Source organism: Marivita sp. (genome assembly GCF_017643905.1).
Classification (GTDB): Bacteria; Pseudomonadota; Alphaproteobacteria; order Rhodobacterales; family Rhodobacteraceae; genus Marivita.
The window spans coordinates 1-14988 of the sequence record NZ_JAEPMO010000050.1 but is presented as its reverse complement, the minus strand read 5'-3'; the positions used below and the strand labels follow the sequence as shown (position 1 = coordinate 14988).

Annotated in this window: 13 protein-coding genes; 8 read left to right on the top strand and 5 right to left on the bottom strand. The window is 60.6% G+C overall.

Features of this window, described 5'->3' with window-relative positions; genetic code table 11:
- Positions 1-4: 4 nt before the first annotated feature.
- The 4 genes from JJ869_RS09760 to choX form a co-directional block, all read right to left on the bottom strand.
- A complete protein-coding gene (locus tag JJ869_RS09760) occupies positions 5-868 on the bottom strand; it encodes an MBL fold metallo-hydrolase (RefSeq protein WP_292266630.1) in 864 nt (287 codons plus the stop codon).
- Between the two features lie 106 nt (positions 869-974).
- Entirely contained in the window at positions 975-2027 is a 1053-nt protein-coding gene (gene choV, locus JJ869_RS09755; RefSeq protein WP_292266627.1) for a choline ABC transporter ATP-binding protein, read from the bottom strand.
- Positions 2024-2860, bottom strand: coding sequence for a choline ABC transporter permease subunit (gene choW, locus JJ869_RS09750; RefSeq protein WP_292266625.1), 837 nt, complete (start codon positions 2858-2860; stop codon positions 2024-2026). The genes choV and choW overlap by 4 nt, the downstream gene beginning before the upstream one ends.
- A gap of 54 nt (positions 2861-2914) precedes the next feature.
- On the bottom strand, positions 2915-3829 hold the full coding sequence (gene choX, locus JJ869_RS09745; RefSeq protein ID WP_292266654.1) for a choline ABC transporter substrate-binding protein: 915 nt from the start codon (positions 3827-3829) through the stop codon (positions 2915-2917).
- 107 nt (positions 3830-3936) lie between these two features.
- Between choX and betI the strand changes: the two genes are divergently transcribed.
- From betI to mnmH, 8 genes are all read left to right on the top strand, one after another.
- A complete protein-coding gene (gene betI / locus JJ869_RS09740; RefSeq protein WP_292266623.1) occupies positions 3937-4533 on the top strand; it encodes a transcriptional regulator BetI in 597 nt (198 codons plus the stop codon).
- Positions 4530-5987, top strand: a complete 1458-nt coding sequence (betB, locus tag JJ869_RS09735; protein ID WP_292266621.1) for a betaine-aldehyde dehydrogenase — start codon at positions 4530-4532, stop codon at positions 5985-5987. The genes betI and betB overlap by 4 nt, the downstream gene beginning before the upstream one ends.
- A gap of 9 nt (positions 5988-5996) precedes the next feature.
- Positions 5997-7655: a choline dehydrogenase gene (betA, locus tag JJ869_RS09730; protein WP_292266619.1), complete on the top strand. Its 1659-nt coding sequence runs from the start codon at positions 5997-5999 to the stop codon at positions 7653-7655.
- Positions 7656-7983: 328 nt separating this feature from the next.
- A complete protein-coding gene (locus JJ869_RS09725; RefSeq protein ID WP_292266617.1) occupies positions 7984-8607 on the top strand; it encodes a paraquat-inducible protein A in 624 nt (207 codons plus the stop codon).
- Positions 8574-9206, top strand: coding sequence for a paraquat-inducible protein A (locus JJ869_RS09720; protein ID WP_292266614.1), 633 nt, complete (start codon positions 8574-8576; stop codon positions 9204-9206). Before JJ869_RS09725 ends, JJ869_RS09720 begins: the two co-directional genes overlap by 34 nt.
- A complete protein-coding gene (locus JJ869_RS09715; protein ID WP_292266611.1) occupies positions 9203-11656 on the top strand; it encodes an MlaD family protein in 2454 nt (817 codons plus the stop codon). The genes JJ869_RS09720 and JJ869_RS09715 overlap by 4 nt, the downstream gene beginning before the upstream one ends.
- Before the next feature lie 15 nt (positions 11657-11671).
- Positions 11672-12244 (top strand): PqiC family protein, encoded by a 573-nt coding sequence (locus tag JJ869_RS09710; protein ID WP_292266607.1) that lies wholly within the window; start codon positions 11672-11674, stop codon positions 12242-12244.
- A gap of 5 nt (positions 12245-12249) precedes the next feature.
- On the top strand, positions 12250-13305 hold the full coding sequence (gene mnmH, locus JJ869_RS09705; RefSeq protein WP_292266605.1) for a tRNA 2-selenouridine(34) synthase MnmH: 1056 nt from the start codon (positions 12250-12252) through the stop codon (positions 13303-13305).
- Here the strand turns inward: mnmH and selD are convergent.
- Positions 13287-14988, bottom strand: a 1702-nt coding sequence (gene selD / locus JJ869_RS09700; protein WP_292266603.1) for a selenide, water dikinase SelD, incomplete at its 5' end; no start/stop codon positions are given. The genes mnmH and selD overlap by 19 nt on opposite strands.

Below are 14988 nucleotides of genomic sequence, written 5' to 3'. Positions count from 1 at the left end.
TTCTTTACAATCCGTTTACTGGAACCTTGAGGAAAACCTTGCCGTCCTTGTCCGCAGGCGGCATTTGCCCGGCGCGCATGTTCACCTGCAGCGACGGGATGATCAGTTTCGGCATCGCCAGCGTCGCGTCACGCGCATTGCGCATTTCGACAAAGCTGTCCTTTGTGGCATCGCCGCCAACATGCACGTTCTTGGCTTTTTGTTCGCCAACGGTGGTTTCCCACGCATAGGTGTCGCGGCCCGGTGCCTTGTAATCGTGGCCCACGAAAATGCGGGTCTCGTCCGGCAGGGCGAGGATTTTCTGCACCGAGTCGTAAAGCTGTTCGGACGACCCGCCGGGGAAGTCACAGCGTGCGGTGCCGAAATCCGGCATGAAAAGCGTATCGCCGACAAAGGCCGCATCGCCAACCACATAGGTCAGGCAGGCGGGTGTGTGACCCGGTGTGTGCAACACATCCGCGCGCATCTGCCCGATGTGGAAGCTGTCTCCTTCGACAAAAAGCTTGTCGAACTGGCTGCCATCTCGCTGAAATTCGGTGCCTTCGTTGAAGACCTTGCCAAAGGTGTCCTGCACCACCTGAATGCGGTCACCGATGCCGATCTTTCCGCCTAGTGCCGCTTGCAGATAGGGCGCGGCGCTCAGGTGGTCGGCATGGACATGGGTTTCCAGAAGCCATTGAACATCAAGGCTGTTTTCCTTGACGAAAGCAATGATCGCATCGGCAGATTTGGTGTCGGTGCGGCCGGAGGCGTAGTCAAAATCCAGAACGCTATCGATGATCGCGCAGGCGCTGCCTTGCGGGTCCTGAACCACGTAGGAAATCGTATTGGTGGCGTCGTCGAAAAAACCTGTGACCTTGGGTGTCATGTCTGAGCCCTCCTTGCTTGGAGCACATATAATGAAAATTGAATACGTAGCAAGAGGGGCGAACAAAAAATGTAGCGTGGAGGCAGCTTTTCAGGTGCCCTGGATATCAAGCTTGGGGCATCGCTCCTGCGCCAGTCGGATCGGACAGGTAGGTCAGAACATCGTTCTTGCCGATCACACCGATTGGCCTGTCTCCCTCCATCACAGCAAGGTCTGTCTCGCTGCTGACCAGCGTCGTCATGACCTCCTGAACGCGTGCATCGGCATCAACTGGCAACGCCCCGGAAAGTGGGGTTTCCGCACGCATCACGTCGCGCGCCCGCAGCACGCCCAACGGGTTCATGTGCTTGACGAAATCGGCCACGTATTCGTTCGATGGATTGCGGAAAATCTCTTGCGGGGTGCCGCATTGCACGATCCGCCCGCCTTCCATAATGGCAATCCGGTTGCCGATCTTGAACGCTTCGTCCAGATCATGACTGACAAAGATGATCGTCCGTTTCAGCCGTTGCTGCAGTTCCAGCAACTCGTCCTGCAGTTTGGTACGGATCAGCGGGTCGAGCGCCGAAAACGGTTCGTCCATGAGGAGGATCGGCGCATCAGTGGCAAAGGCGCGGGCGAGGCCAACCCGCTGCTGCATCCCGCCGGACAATTCCGCGACCTTGCGGTCGGCCCAATCGGTGAGACCGACAAGGGCCAATTGCTTTTCGACCTGCGCATTCCGGTCAGCCTTGGACTGGCCGCCCAGTTCGAGCCCAAGACCGACGTTCTCCCGAACGGACCGCCATGGCAAAAGGCCGAACTGCTGAAACACCATCGCCACATGACGCAACCGTATGGTACGCAGCGCGTCGGAGCTGGCATGGGTGACATCGACCAAGCCTTTGCCATCATGCACTCGCACACAGCCGCGCGCGACGGGGTTCAGCCCGTTCACCGCCCGCAACAGCGTGGATTTGCCTGATCCGGACAGGCCCATCAGCACAAGGATTTCGCCCTCGGCCACGTTGAGCGAACAGTTATGCACACCAAGAACTTGCCCTGTGTCGCGTTGGATTTGTCCCCGGTCCTGCCCGGCATCCATCAGCGGCAGCGCAGAGTGCGGCTTGTCCCCAAACACGATGGAGACATTGTCGAATTCGACGCGTGTATCGCTCATTTCTGGCGTTCCATCCGCAGCATGCGGTCAAGGATGATGGCGACCACGACGATCACGAAACCGCTCTCAAACCCGCGTGCCGTGTTCACCTGATTGAGCGCCCGCACCACCGGCACGCCCAACCCGTCCGCGCCCACCAGAGCCGCGATCACCACCATCGACAGCGACAGCATGATGGTCTGGTTCAACCCGGCCATGATCTGCGGCAGCGCCGAAGGAAGCTCGACCTTCCACAGCAGTTGCGATTTCGTGGCCCCGAACGCCTCTGCCGCCTCGATCAGAGGAAGCGGGGTGGAACTCACGCCAAGATGCGTCAAACGGATCGGCGCGGGCAGGACGAAAATCACTGTCGCAATCAGGCCGGGCACCATACCGATGCCGAAAAACACAATGGCTGGAATAAGATAAACGAAGGTGGGCAAGGTCTGCATCAGGTCCAAGACCGGTCGCATCCATGCATAAAGCCTTGGGCGATGCGCGACTGCGATTCCAATCGGTACGCCGACGCCCATGCAAACCACACAGGCCGACAGAACCAGTGTGAGACTCTCGGTCGTTTCCTCCCAATAGCCCTGGTTGATGATGAAGAGGAACCCAAGCGCCACAAAGAGCGCGACTTTCCAACTGCGTTGCAGGTAGTAGGTCAGCGCCACGAACAGCCCTATGATCACCAGCGGATGCGGCGTTTGCAGCAGCCACAGAAAGCCGTCGATCATTGCCTCAAGCGCGTCCGACAGCGCGTCAAAGAAAAACGCGCCATTGCTTTCAAGCCAGTCAAAAGCTTTTCCGGCGACTTGCCCCACCGGGATCTTGTTCTCGGTCAACCAGTCCATGATGGGTCCTTGTCGCAGGTAATGGAAGGGCGGCCTGACGCCGCCCTGTTCCGGTTACTGAAGTGCGGCTTTCACCGCCGCAACGGCATCGCCGCCGTCCTTCGAGGTCACGCCGTCGAGCCAACCCATGTAAGCATCCGGGTTCGCCTGCAGCCACGCGATTGCCGCATCGCGCGCCTCGGCCCCGTCGTTCAGGATCGCGCCCATGATCTCGTTTTCCATGGCCAGCGTGAATTCGAGGTTGGTCAGCAATTTACCCACATTCGGGCAGGCATCGACAAAACCGGCGCTGGTGTTGGTAAAGACAGTCGCACCGCCCAGTTTCGGGCCGAACCAGTCGTCGCCGCCTTCAAGATAGGTCATTTCGAAATTGGCGTTCATCGGGTGCGGTTCCCAGCCAAGGAACACCACCGGCTCACCACGGTCATCGGCCCGCGCAACCTGCGCCAGCATGCCCTGTTCCGAGCTTTCGACAACTTCGAACCCTTCGAGGTCAAAGGCGTTCGCTGCGATCATGTCCATGATCAGGCGGTTGCCATCATTGCCGGGCTCAATTCCGTAGATTTCGCCGTCCAGCGCATCTTTTTGTGCGGCAATGGCGGCAAAGCTGGTAATGCCCAGATCGGCCCCGGCCTTGTTCGTGGCAAGCGTGTATTTCGCGCCTTCAAGGTTTGCGCGCACGGTGTCGACGGTGCCCGCGTCGCGATAGGGCGCAATGTCGGCCTCCATGGTCGGCATCCAGTTGCCAAGGAACACGTCAACGTCACCTTCAGCCAATGCGGTGTATGTCACCGGAACCGAAAGCACCTTGATATCAGTCTCATACCCCAAGGCATCGAGCACGACCGTGGTTGCTGCCGTTGTGGCGGTGATGTCGGTCCAGCCCACATCGGAAAAGGTCACGGTGTCGCAATCAGCCACAGCAGCGCCCGCCGCGCAAATCGCCAGAACGGAAATGGTAGATTTCATCATTTGGTAAGTCTCCCTGACAGAGGTCGGTTATTTTTGTTGATTGACGAGTCAATTAAAAACGCCATACGGTCCCGGACGTCAAACATTTATTTTCGGAGTCGAACGTGCCGAAGCTCGGGATGGAGCCTATACGCCGTGAGGCGCTGGTAAAAGCCACGATTGCCGAGATCGGGCATGTGGGGTCTCTGGACGTGACCGTCGCACAGATCGCCCGGCGTGCAGGCATGTCCTCGGCGCTGGCGCATCACTATTTCGGCGGCAAGGATCAAATCTTTCTCGCGGCCATGCGCCATACCCTCAGTCTGTACGGGGCCGAGGTGCGAGGTGCCCTTGCGATGGCCAAGGGACCGCGTGCGCGCACCGAAGCGATCATCCGCGCCGGGTTCACCCGCTCGAACTTTCGGCGCGAAGTGGTTTCCGCGTGGCTGAATTTCTACGTTCTGGCGCAATCTGACGAACAGGCACGGCGCTTGTTGGGCGTTTACCAACGCCGTCTGCATTCCAACCTCGTCTACAATTTGCGTCCTGTGGTCGGTCCGCGTGTGGCAGAAGTCGCATTGCGCATCGCGGGGCTGATCGACGGCTTGTACCTTCGCGAAGCGCTGAGCCGGGGTGCCTCTTCGGGCGAAGAGGCAACCCGCCAAGTGCTCACGATGCTTGACCACGAAATCACCCACGCGGACAGGGAGCCTGCGAAATGAGCTACGACACACAGCCCAAAGCCAGTCATTTCATCGACGGTGCCTATGTCGAAGACACGAGCGGCACGCCGATTCCCGTGATTTATCCTGCTACGGGAAAGCAGATCGCCCTCGTTCATGCCGCAACCCCGGCAATCATCGACCAGGCGCTTGCCGCCGCACATCGCGCGCAGAAGCAATGGGCCGCCATGTCAGGGACCGAACGCGGGCGCATCCTGCGTCGGGCCGCTGACATCATGCGCGAGCGCAATCACGACCTTTCGGTGCTCGAAACCCATGACACCGGCAAACCCTATCAGGAAACCATCGCAGTGGATGCCACCAGCGGGGCGGATGCATTCGAATATTTCGGCGGGCTGGCGGGTAGCCTGACCGGAGAGCATATCCAGCTGGGCGAAAACTGGGTCTACACCCGCCGCGAGCCTTTGGGCGTTTGCGTTGGCATCGGTGCCTGGAACTATCCCACCCAGATTGCCTGCTGGAAGGGCGCGCCTGCGCTGGCGTGCGGGAATTCCATGGTGTTCAAACCCTCCGAGATGACGCCGCTTTGCGCTTTGAAGGTGGCCGAGATTTTGTACGAGGCGGGGCTCCCTGCAGGTATTTACAACGTGGTTCAAGGGCTTGGCGAAGTTGGGGCCTCCCTCGTTACAGACCCACGGGTTGCGAAAGTATCCCTGACCGGATCCGTGCCGACGGGTAAGAAAGTCTATGCAGCTGCCGCCGCGCAGATGAAACACGTGACGATGGAATTGGGTGGAAAGTCACCGTTGGTGATCTTTGACGATGCGGATCTCGAGAACGCGGTCGGGGGGGCGATACTGGGTAATTTCTACTCCTCTGGTCAGGTGTGTTCGAACGGGACGCGGGTATTTGTGCAGAGAGGGATTAAGGAAGCGTTTCTGAAACGCCTGACGGAACGCCTTTCCACGGCCGTGATTGGCGATCCGTTGGATGAAGCCACAAATTTCGGCCCGATGGTTTCTGAAAAACAGATGAACATCGTCCTCGATTACATCAAAAAAGGTGAAAAGGAAGGGGCGCGTCTGGTCACCGGCGGCAAACGTCTCGACCGCGATGGCTTCTACCTGCAACCCACGGTTTTTGCAGATGTTACCGACGACATGATCATCGCCCGCGAAGAGATTTTCGGCCCCGTCATGGCGGTGCTTGATTTCGACACCGAAGAAGAGGCGATAACCCGCGCAAACGCCACGGAATTCGGTCTGTCCGCCGGTGTGTTCACCCGCGACCTGTCTCGCGCGCATCGTGTAATTGCGCAGCTTGAGGCGGGGTCGTGTTTCATTAACTCATACAACGATGCTCCGGTCGAAGCGCCCTTTGGCGGGACAAAAATGTCGGGCGTCGGGCGCGAAAACTCCAAGGCTGCAATCAACCATTACAGCGAACTGAAATCCGTCTTCGTCCGCATGGGCGACGTTGAGGCCCCATTCTAAGGCACTGAAATGAAATCTGAATACGTCATCGTAGGCGCTGGCTCAGCGGGCTGTGCGCTGGCCTACCGTTTGTCCGAAGCGGGCCGTTCCGTGACCGTGATCGAGCACGGCGGGACCGATGCCGGACCGTTCATCCAGATGCCTGGCGCCCTGAGCTATCCGATGAACATGAAGCGCTATGACTGGGGGTTCAGGACTGAGCCTGAGCCACATCTTGGTGGTCGGCGTCTGGCCTGTCCGCGTGGCAAGGTAATTGGGGGCTCGTCGTCAATCAACGGCATGATCTATGTGCGGGGTCATGCGCGCGACTATGACCATTGGCGCGATCAGGGCGCCGCCGGCTGGGGATATGCTGATGTTCTGCCTTATTTTCAGCGGCTTGAGAATTGGCATTCAGGTGGACATGGTGGCGATCCGGAGTGGCGGGGAACCGGTGGGCCGCTCCACATCACTCGAGGTGCGCGCGAGAACCCGTTGACCCGTGCCTTTGTCGAGGCGGGTGCTCAGGCGGGCTACGACATCACGGGCGACTACAACGGGCACCAGCAAGAGGGGGTTGGGCCGTTCGACATGACGGTCTGGCAGGGCGAGCGATGGTCGGCCGCCAAGGCGTATCTGCGACCTGCGTTGAAGACCGGAAACTGTCATGTTGTCAGGGGGTTCGCGCGCAAGGTTGTGATCGAGAACGGGCGCGCCATTGGTGTTGAGATCGAAGAGGCGGGACAGATCAAGGTGATCCGTGCAGATGTTGAAGTGATCCTTGCAGCATCGGCCATCAACTCCCCGAAATTGTTGATGCTTTCGGGGATTGGCCCGGCCCGGCACTTGCAGGAACACGGCATTGAGGTGATCGCGGATCGGCCCGGCGTGGGGCAGAATTTGCAGGATCATCTTGAGGTTTATGTTCAGGCCGCGGCGAGCCAGCCGGTGAGCCTCTACAAATACTGGAACCTGCTGGGCAAAGCCTATGTCGGCGCGCGCTGGCTTCTAACCAGAACCGGACCGGGAGCTTCTAACCAGTTTGAAAGTGCTGGATTTATTCGGTCGAGGGCAGGCGTCGACTATCCCGATCTGCAGATCCACTTCTTGCCGATTGCAGTGCGTTATGACGGCAAGACAGCCGCCGAAGGGCACGGGTTTCAGGCCCATGTGGGGCCGATGCGATCGCCGTCACGGGGGGAGATCACTCTGCGGTCGGGAGATCCGAAGGAGGATCCTCGTATTTTCTTCAACTATATGAGCTACTTGGAGGATTGGATCGACTTTCGGCAGGGTATCCGGCTGGTCCGGGATATCTTCCGGCAGGATGCGTTCAAACCTTATTTCAAGCACGAAATCCAACCGGGCGATGACGCGCAAAGTGATGAAAATCTTGATGATTTCATCCGTGAACATGCCGAAAGCGCCTATCATCCCTGTGGCACCTGCAAGATGGGGGCGCGCACCGATCCGATGGCGGTCGTCGATCCCGAAACGCGGGTGATTGGTGTGGAAAATCTGAGGGTTGCGGACAGTTCGATCTTTCCGCGGATCACCAATGGCAACCTCAACGCGCCGTCAATTCTGGTGGGAGAAAAGGCGTCGGATCACATTTTGGGCAAAACGCCGTTGCCGTCGGACAATCGTGAGCCGTGGATTCATCCGGATTGGCAAACCGCGCAGCGATGACCCGTACGGTTGGACCTTGCGAACCGTACGCTTTGATACGATGGCTGTAGGCTGCTTTTTCTTCGGCAAAATGTATCGAAAATAGGTTACTCTTCTATTTAATTTATCGTTTCTGGAAAGTGTTTCTTAACGCGTTTCAGCTAGTTCTGAGATACGGCCTTCCCTTCGCGCCAAAGGCACGTCGAGGCAGACAGGACAGTCAGGTAGAGTGCAAGGGTGTCGCCGCATTGCTCAAACCTTGATCATGTTTGGGGAACAAAAGGACAGGCGCGCGCGTCTTCTGAGCAAGCTCCTGTAACCTCCCGCGCGGATGGCGTATCACAGCCAAATGACCGACTCACTGTCCGACATGATCGCTTGCCCCAAATGCGACGGGCTGCACCGGGTGCCGCAAGTCGATATCGGCGCTCAGGCCAGATGTGTGCGGTGTGGCACTGTTCTGATGGCGCCGCGCGAAGGCGCGATGACACGGATCGTCATGCTGTCGATGACGGCTCTGATCCTGATGATCGCTGCGGTGTTCTTTCCATTTCTTGAATTGAGCACCCATGGGCTGGGTCGGAAAAGTTCGGTTTTCGACGCCATTCTTGCGTTCTCGGACGGGCTCATGCTGCCTTTGTCCTTCGCCGTGGCGGCGTTGATCGTGGTGTTGCCGATCACGCGGTTCGTGGCGCTGATTTATGTGTTTGCGCCAATGGCATTGGGTTGGGCACCCGCGAAACATGCGCGGTCGGTGTTCAAATTCGCCGAACATATCCGCCCATGGGCGATGGCGGAGGTGTTCATCATTGGCGTGGCGGTCGCGCTGGTGAAGGTTGCAGGGTTGGCGCAGGTGACGCTTGGCCCCGCCTTCTGGGCCTTCGTGGGGCTGGTGATCATCACGGTTCTCAAGGATAATTTCATGTGTCGGGTGACGGTATGGCAAACGCTGAACGCGCGCAGCCCGTCCTGACGGCGCGAGCTGCGGGGTTGGTGGGCTGTGCCGAATGCGGCCATGTTTACCAACTGGGAACAGAGACCTGTACGGTGTGTGGAAAGCGGCTGGTCAGCCGGGACATGACAAGCCTGCAGCGGGTCTGGGCATGGCTCTTTGCGGGCATGGTCGTGTACATCCCCGCCAATGTCTATCCGATGCTGCGGACCACGACCTTTGGCAATACGCAGGAGAGCACGATTGTCGGCGGTGTGTTCGAGCTGATGGATCACGGCTCTTATGGTGTTGCGTTGATCGTGTTTTTCGCCTCGGTCATCATTCCGGTCAGCAAGTTCATTGCGATTGCCTATCTTGCAATCCGGATTCAGCGTGGAAAACCCGGCACCGCGAGCCATTTTCACCTGTACGAAGTGGTCGAATTCATTGGCCGTTGGTCGATGATCGACGTCTTTGTCGTGGCGATCCTGTCTGCGCTTGTGCAGCTCAATTTTGTCGCATCCATCAATCCCGGAATCGCGGCCGTGAGTTTTGCTCTTTCGGTTGCATTCACCATGATTTCGGCCAATAGCTTCGATCCCAGACTCATCTGGGACGCGCCTGAAGGAAAACCGGTTTGAGCGATCCGACCCCCGCAGATATGAAGGTGTCCGCACCGCGCAAGTCGCTGTTTCGGAACCTGTCTTTTGTCTGGCTGGTGCCGCTGCTGGCGCTGGGCGTATCGCTTGGCATCGCGTGGCAGAACTATTCAGATCGCGGGACGTTGATCGAGATCGCGTTTCGCAACGCATCGGGCGTGGTGGCTGGAGAAACAACCCTGCGCTATCGCGACGTGGTGGTCGGAACCGTCGAGGATGTGCGGTTCACCTCGGATTTGGGCCAGGTTCTGGTCTATGTGCGTGTCGACAATGATGTTGCACCGTTCATCGACGACGAGGCGACGTTCTGGGTGGTGCGGCCTGAAGTGTCGGCGCGTGGGATCAGCGGTTTGTCGACGGTTTTGTCGGGTGTGTATATCGAAGGCGCTTGGGACAACATGCCGGGTGCAGTAACGCAGCGGTTTGCCGGAGCGGAAACGCCGCCGCTGAACCAGCCGGGGCGACCCGGTCGGCGGATCACATTGGCGACGGATGATGGCACGACAATTTCCTATGGATCGCCGGTGCTTTTTCGCGGTGTCGAGGTGGGGCGGCTGGAGGCTCCGCGTCTTTCTGCGGATGGGCGCACGGTGTTGGTTGATGCGTTCATCGACGCGCCGCATGATACGCGGCTGACGCAGGCAACGCGTTTTTGGGACACGTCCGGGTTCGAGCTGTCGTTCGGTACAGCGGGTTTTTCGGTGGATTTCGACAGCCTTGCGTCGCTGGTCACAGGGGGCGTGTCTTTTGATGATGTCTACGAAGACGGGCAGCCGTTGCCCCCCGGCTACGTGTTCACGCTTTACGAGGAAGAGGAAGACGCCCGCCGCAACACCCTGGTGCGCGGGCCATCGCAGGGCGTGTCCTTCGCGGTCCAGTTTTCGGAGTCGGTGAACGGCTTGGAAGCAGGCGACGACGTGACCTATCAGGGCCTCGAAGTGGGGGTCGTTACCGAATTGCGGTCTCGGGTGATCGAGACTCAGTTCGGGCCAGAGCTGTCTTTGCTGGTGAACGTGGCCATCGACCCGCAGCGCATGGGCTTGCCCCCGGAGACCACCCCAGAGGAGACGGTCGATTTCTTCCGTTTTGCGGTCGAGACGGGGATGCGGGCGCGTTTGGCGACGGAAAGCCTGCTGAGCAGTGATCTGCGGATCGAGCTTGTTGTGCTGGATGACGCGCCTGCTGCGCGGCTGACCGAAGTTGACGGTGAGCCGCCGCGCCTGCCCAGTATCGAATCCAATCTGTCGGACTTTACGGCCACCGCCGAAGGTGTGCTTGAGCGGATCAACGCGCTGCCCATTGAAGAGGTCATGCAACAGGCGATCAGCCTCATGGATGCGGTCGAGCAATTGGCGCGGAACGAGGATTTGCAGCGCGTGCCGGGATCGGCCGTGGCGCTGCTGGACGACACACGCGCGCTGGTCGGCAACGAGGCGATCCAGGCGATCCCGGCGCAGATCGAAGCGGCGGTGAACGACCTGACGGCGCTGGTGGCCGAGGTGCGCCAGGGTGGGGCGGTTGCGTCTTTGAACAGTGCTTTGGCGCAATTGGATGCGGCGATGGTGGGGATCAACGCGGCGTCGCAATCGGCTCCGGCGTTGGCCGAGAACCTTGCCAAGCTGACGGAAGAGGACATTCCGGCGGTGTTGGCCGAATTGCAGAGCGTGGCGCAGACCGCGCAGGAGTTGAAGCTGGACGAGTTGGTGGCCAGCGCCACGGCGACGTTGAACCGGGTGGATGCGCTGATCGCGCAGGAGGCGGTGCAGGGCATCCCGGCAGCGGTGACTGCGGCGATCGAGGATGTGCGGACCATCGTGGCGGATGTGCGGGCCGAAGGTGCGGTGCAGGCGCTGGGATCCTCGCTGCGCAATCTGGACCGGGCGATGGCGGATATCAGCGTGGCCTCGCAGGATGCGCCCGCGCTCACAGCGAACCTGCGGCAGATCACCGAGAGCGACATTCCCGAGTTGCTGACAGAGATTGAAGCGGTGGCGACGACGGCGAAAGAGCTGGAATTGCAAGAGCTTGTGGACAGTGCGACGAGCACGCTCAACCGGGTCGATGCGCTGGTGGGGTCGCAGGACACGCTGGAACTGCCCGGTACAATCAACGACGCGCTGACCGAGATGCGGCTGGCCTTGGCCGAGTTGCGTGAAGGGGGCGTGGTTGAGAACCTGAACGCGACGCTGCAATCGGCGTCGGATGCGGCCGGGTCGGTGGCGGAGTCGGTTGAGGACCTGCCGCAGTTGACCGCCCGGTTGGAGCGGTTGGTGGCCGAGACCGAGGCCGTTGTGCGGTCTTATGGGGAACGGTCGGATTTCAATACGCAGACGCTGGCGGCGCTGCGCGAGGTACAGAATGCAGCGAAGTCGATTTCCGAACTGGCGCGCGCGATCGAGCGCAGCCCCAATTCGCTGATCTTCGGGCGCTGAGGAAGGACGAGTGGGATGATGCAGATGAACATGCGGGCTCTGGCGGTTTTGGTCGCGCTGCCTGTGGCGGCCTGTGGATCAGCCGACAGCGCGCGTTACCTGATCGACGCGCCGGTGGCGACCGGGGCCGAGACGCGCGTGTCGGTGCAGAGTGTCGAGTTGCGTGACGTGTCGCTGCCCAGCCATGCGTCAGGAGCGGAGATCCTCGTGCGCGACGAGGGCGGCGCGTTGCGGCCCTTGGGGGACGCGGTCTGGGCGGATGATCCGGCGCGCGCGGTCACGGGTACGTTGGCGCAATTGCTGGACGACCGGAGCACAGCGACAGTTTCCGCAGAGCCTTGGCCGCTGCTGGATGGCCCGTCGGCGCGGCTGGATGTGCGCATCGACCGGATGCTGGCCAGTGTTTCAGGCGTGTTCGAGATCACTGGGCAGGCTGCGGTGAGTGCCGTGGACGGACGCCCGCGCGAGCGGGTCGAACGGTTTGCCATCTCGGTGCCGATTGCCGAGATCTCGGCGGCTGCGGTCACTGACGCGCAGGGCCGGGCGCTGGTGGCGCTGTCGGACGAGTTGATCGGGCTTTTGCGCTAGAGGCCATGCCGCTGATCCCCTCCAGCCTGAATGACCTGCTCGACCACGGGTTCGATACCGTGATCGACGTTCGCAGCCCTGCGGAATTTGCCGAAGATCATGTGCCCGGTGCGATCAATCTGCCGGTTCTCGACAATGAGGAGCGGGCGCGGGTGGGTACGATCTACAAACAGGTCAGCCCGTTTGATGCGCGCAAGATTGGTGCGGCTTTGGTGTTTCGCAATGCCGCTCACCATATCGAAACATCTTTGTCCCATCATGACGGTGGTTGGCGACCCTTGGTCTATTGCTGGCGCGGCGGCCAACGGTCCGGGTCGTTTGCGTGGCTGCTCAAGGAAATCGGCTGGCGGTCTGACGTGGTTCAGGGCGGGTACAAAACCTATCGGCGGCTGGTTGTGGAGATGCTGCACGATCAGGCGCTGCCGTTCCGGTTCGTGCAATTGGGCGGCTATACCGGTACGGCCAAGACAGAGCTTTTGCCGCTATTGGCGGCGCGGGGCGTGCAGGTGATCGACCTTGAGGGGTTGGCGAACCACCGTGGATCGCTATTGGGGTCGATGGGGGAGCAGCCGTCGCAGAAGGCGTTTGAAAGCGCCTTGGCGGGGGTGCTGTGCCGACTTGATCTGGGGCGGCCCGTTCTGGTGGAGGCGGAAAGCAGCAAGATCGGGCAGATCCTTGTGCCGCCGTCACTTTGGGACGGGATGAAGGTGGCGCCGTGGATCGAGGTGACAGCGCCATTGGAGGCGCGGACGGAGTATTTGCTGCGGGCCTATGACGACATTCTGTCGGATCGGCCGAGACTGCACGCACGGCTGGCCCCACTCAAGGCGCATCGGGGCGAGGCTTTGGTTGCGCAGTGGATTGGGCTGAGTGCGGTGGGTGACAAGCGGGCGCTCACGCGGTCGCTGATGGAGGACCATTACGATCTGGCTTATGCCAAGTCGATGAAGGCGATGGCCCCCAATGTCATTGCGCAGGTTGCGGCGGATGGGCTGACGCCCTCGCATCTTGAACACGTGGCGGCGCAGGTCGCCGCGGTGCTTCAGGCGATGGAGATCTGACCGACCGGACCTGTGTGCAGATGGCCGATGACGGTGCTGCCGGGGTGACCGTTCTGGTGCAGTTTGTCGATCAGGGTTTGCGCCTGATCCGCCGGAACAGCCGCCAACAGCCCACCGCCGGTTTGCGGATCAAAAAGCAGGCGTGTCAGCGGGCTGTCTGGGATGTTTGAAAATCCGGCGCGATTGTTGTCGTAAAGCGAAGAATGCTCGCCGCGTTCCGACAGGTCCAATGCGCCGGGCAGGAGCGGAATGGTGTCGAGCGTCAGGGTCGCGGCAAGGCCGGAGGCGGCGCAGATGTTCTGTGTGTGCCCGGCAAGCCCGAACCCGGTAAGATCGGTCATCGCCTGAGCCGCGTCGCGTAGGGTTTGGGCTGCGGATTTCTGGCCCTGCTGCATCGCGTCCAGCGCGGCTGCGACATCTGCGCCGCGCGCCTTGCCGGACATGAGCGCGGCCATGATCACGCCGGTGCCGATGGGTTTGGTCAGGATCAGCGCCGCGCCGTCCTGTGCGCCGCCCAGCGTGATCGGATCGCGGTCAAGCAGGCCGGTGACGGCGAGGCCGATGGTCAACTCGTCGCCCAGCGTGGAGTGGCCGCCGACGATATCTGCACCCGCGTCCTGCAGGATGGTCTGAGCCGAGGTCAGGATCTCGGTCAGGGTGCGTTCGGCCAAGGGTTCCGACAGGCGTGGCAGAGTGATCGACAGGGTTGCGGCCTGCGGGTTCGCGCCCATCGCCCAGATGTCGCCCAGGGCATGATGGGTTGCGATGCGCGCCATGACGGCGGGATCGGCCCAGAAGCTGCGCAGATGGTCGGTGGTGAAAACCTGCCGCGCGCCGCCGGTAAGCAGGAGGGCTGCATCGTCACCGGGAAGCGGTGTGATGTCGTTGCGCTGCACGGGTTTCAGCGTGGCGAGGGATTTCGACAGCGCATCGCGGCCCAGTTTTGCGCCGCACCCACCGCAGAGCGGTTTCGGGCCCATCGCCTGCTGCACCCCCTTGGCGCGGGGATAGGGCAGGGGCGGTGTGGGCATCTTGGGCAGTTTGTCGAACTGGTCCATGAATTTGCGGTCGATGCGGTCTTTCCAATCCCAGACCCAAGGGCCGATGAATGTGAGGCCGAAGCGATCACCAAGCGCCGACTTTTTCCCGAGCGAGATAAGCTTCAGGTAATCTTTCTGTGGCACATAGGTCTTGAGCGGACCACCCGAGAGAGAGGAGGCGAGATTGTGAAATAGAACAGGGGCTTGCCGCACGGCATAGACGCCCGCCTTGGGCCGTGGGGCGTGGGACATGTGCGCGCAGTCACCGACGGCAAAGATGCGCGGATCACTGGTTTGCAGACGGTCGTTGACGTTCAGAAATCCGTCATGTGTGGTCAGGCCGGTCTGGGCCAGCCAAGGATAAGGGCGTGCCCCTGCGGCGCCCGTGACGAATTGGGCCGTGATGCTTCTGCCGTCGTCGAGGATGATCGTGTCTTTGCCAAGATGGGTGATCTGGGTGTTCTCGTGCAAGATGATGTTGAGCGACTTCATCGCGTCGCGCAATTTATGGGCGCTTTTTTCGGGCAGCGCCGACAGCGCGGTGGCGTTGTCGATCAGGTGAATCGTGGCTGGTCGACTACGTTTCTTTAAGGCGTGGGCCATCGCCATTGCCAGTTTGGCGCCGGCAACGCCGCCGCCGATG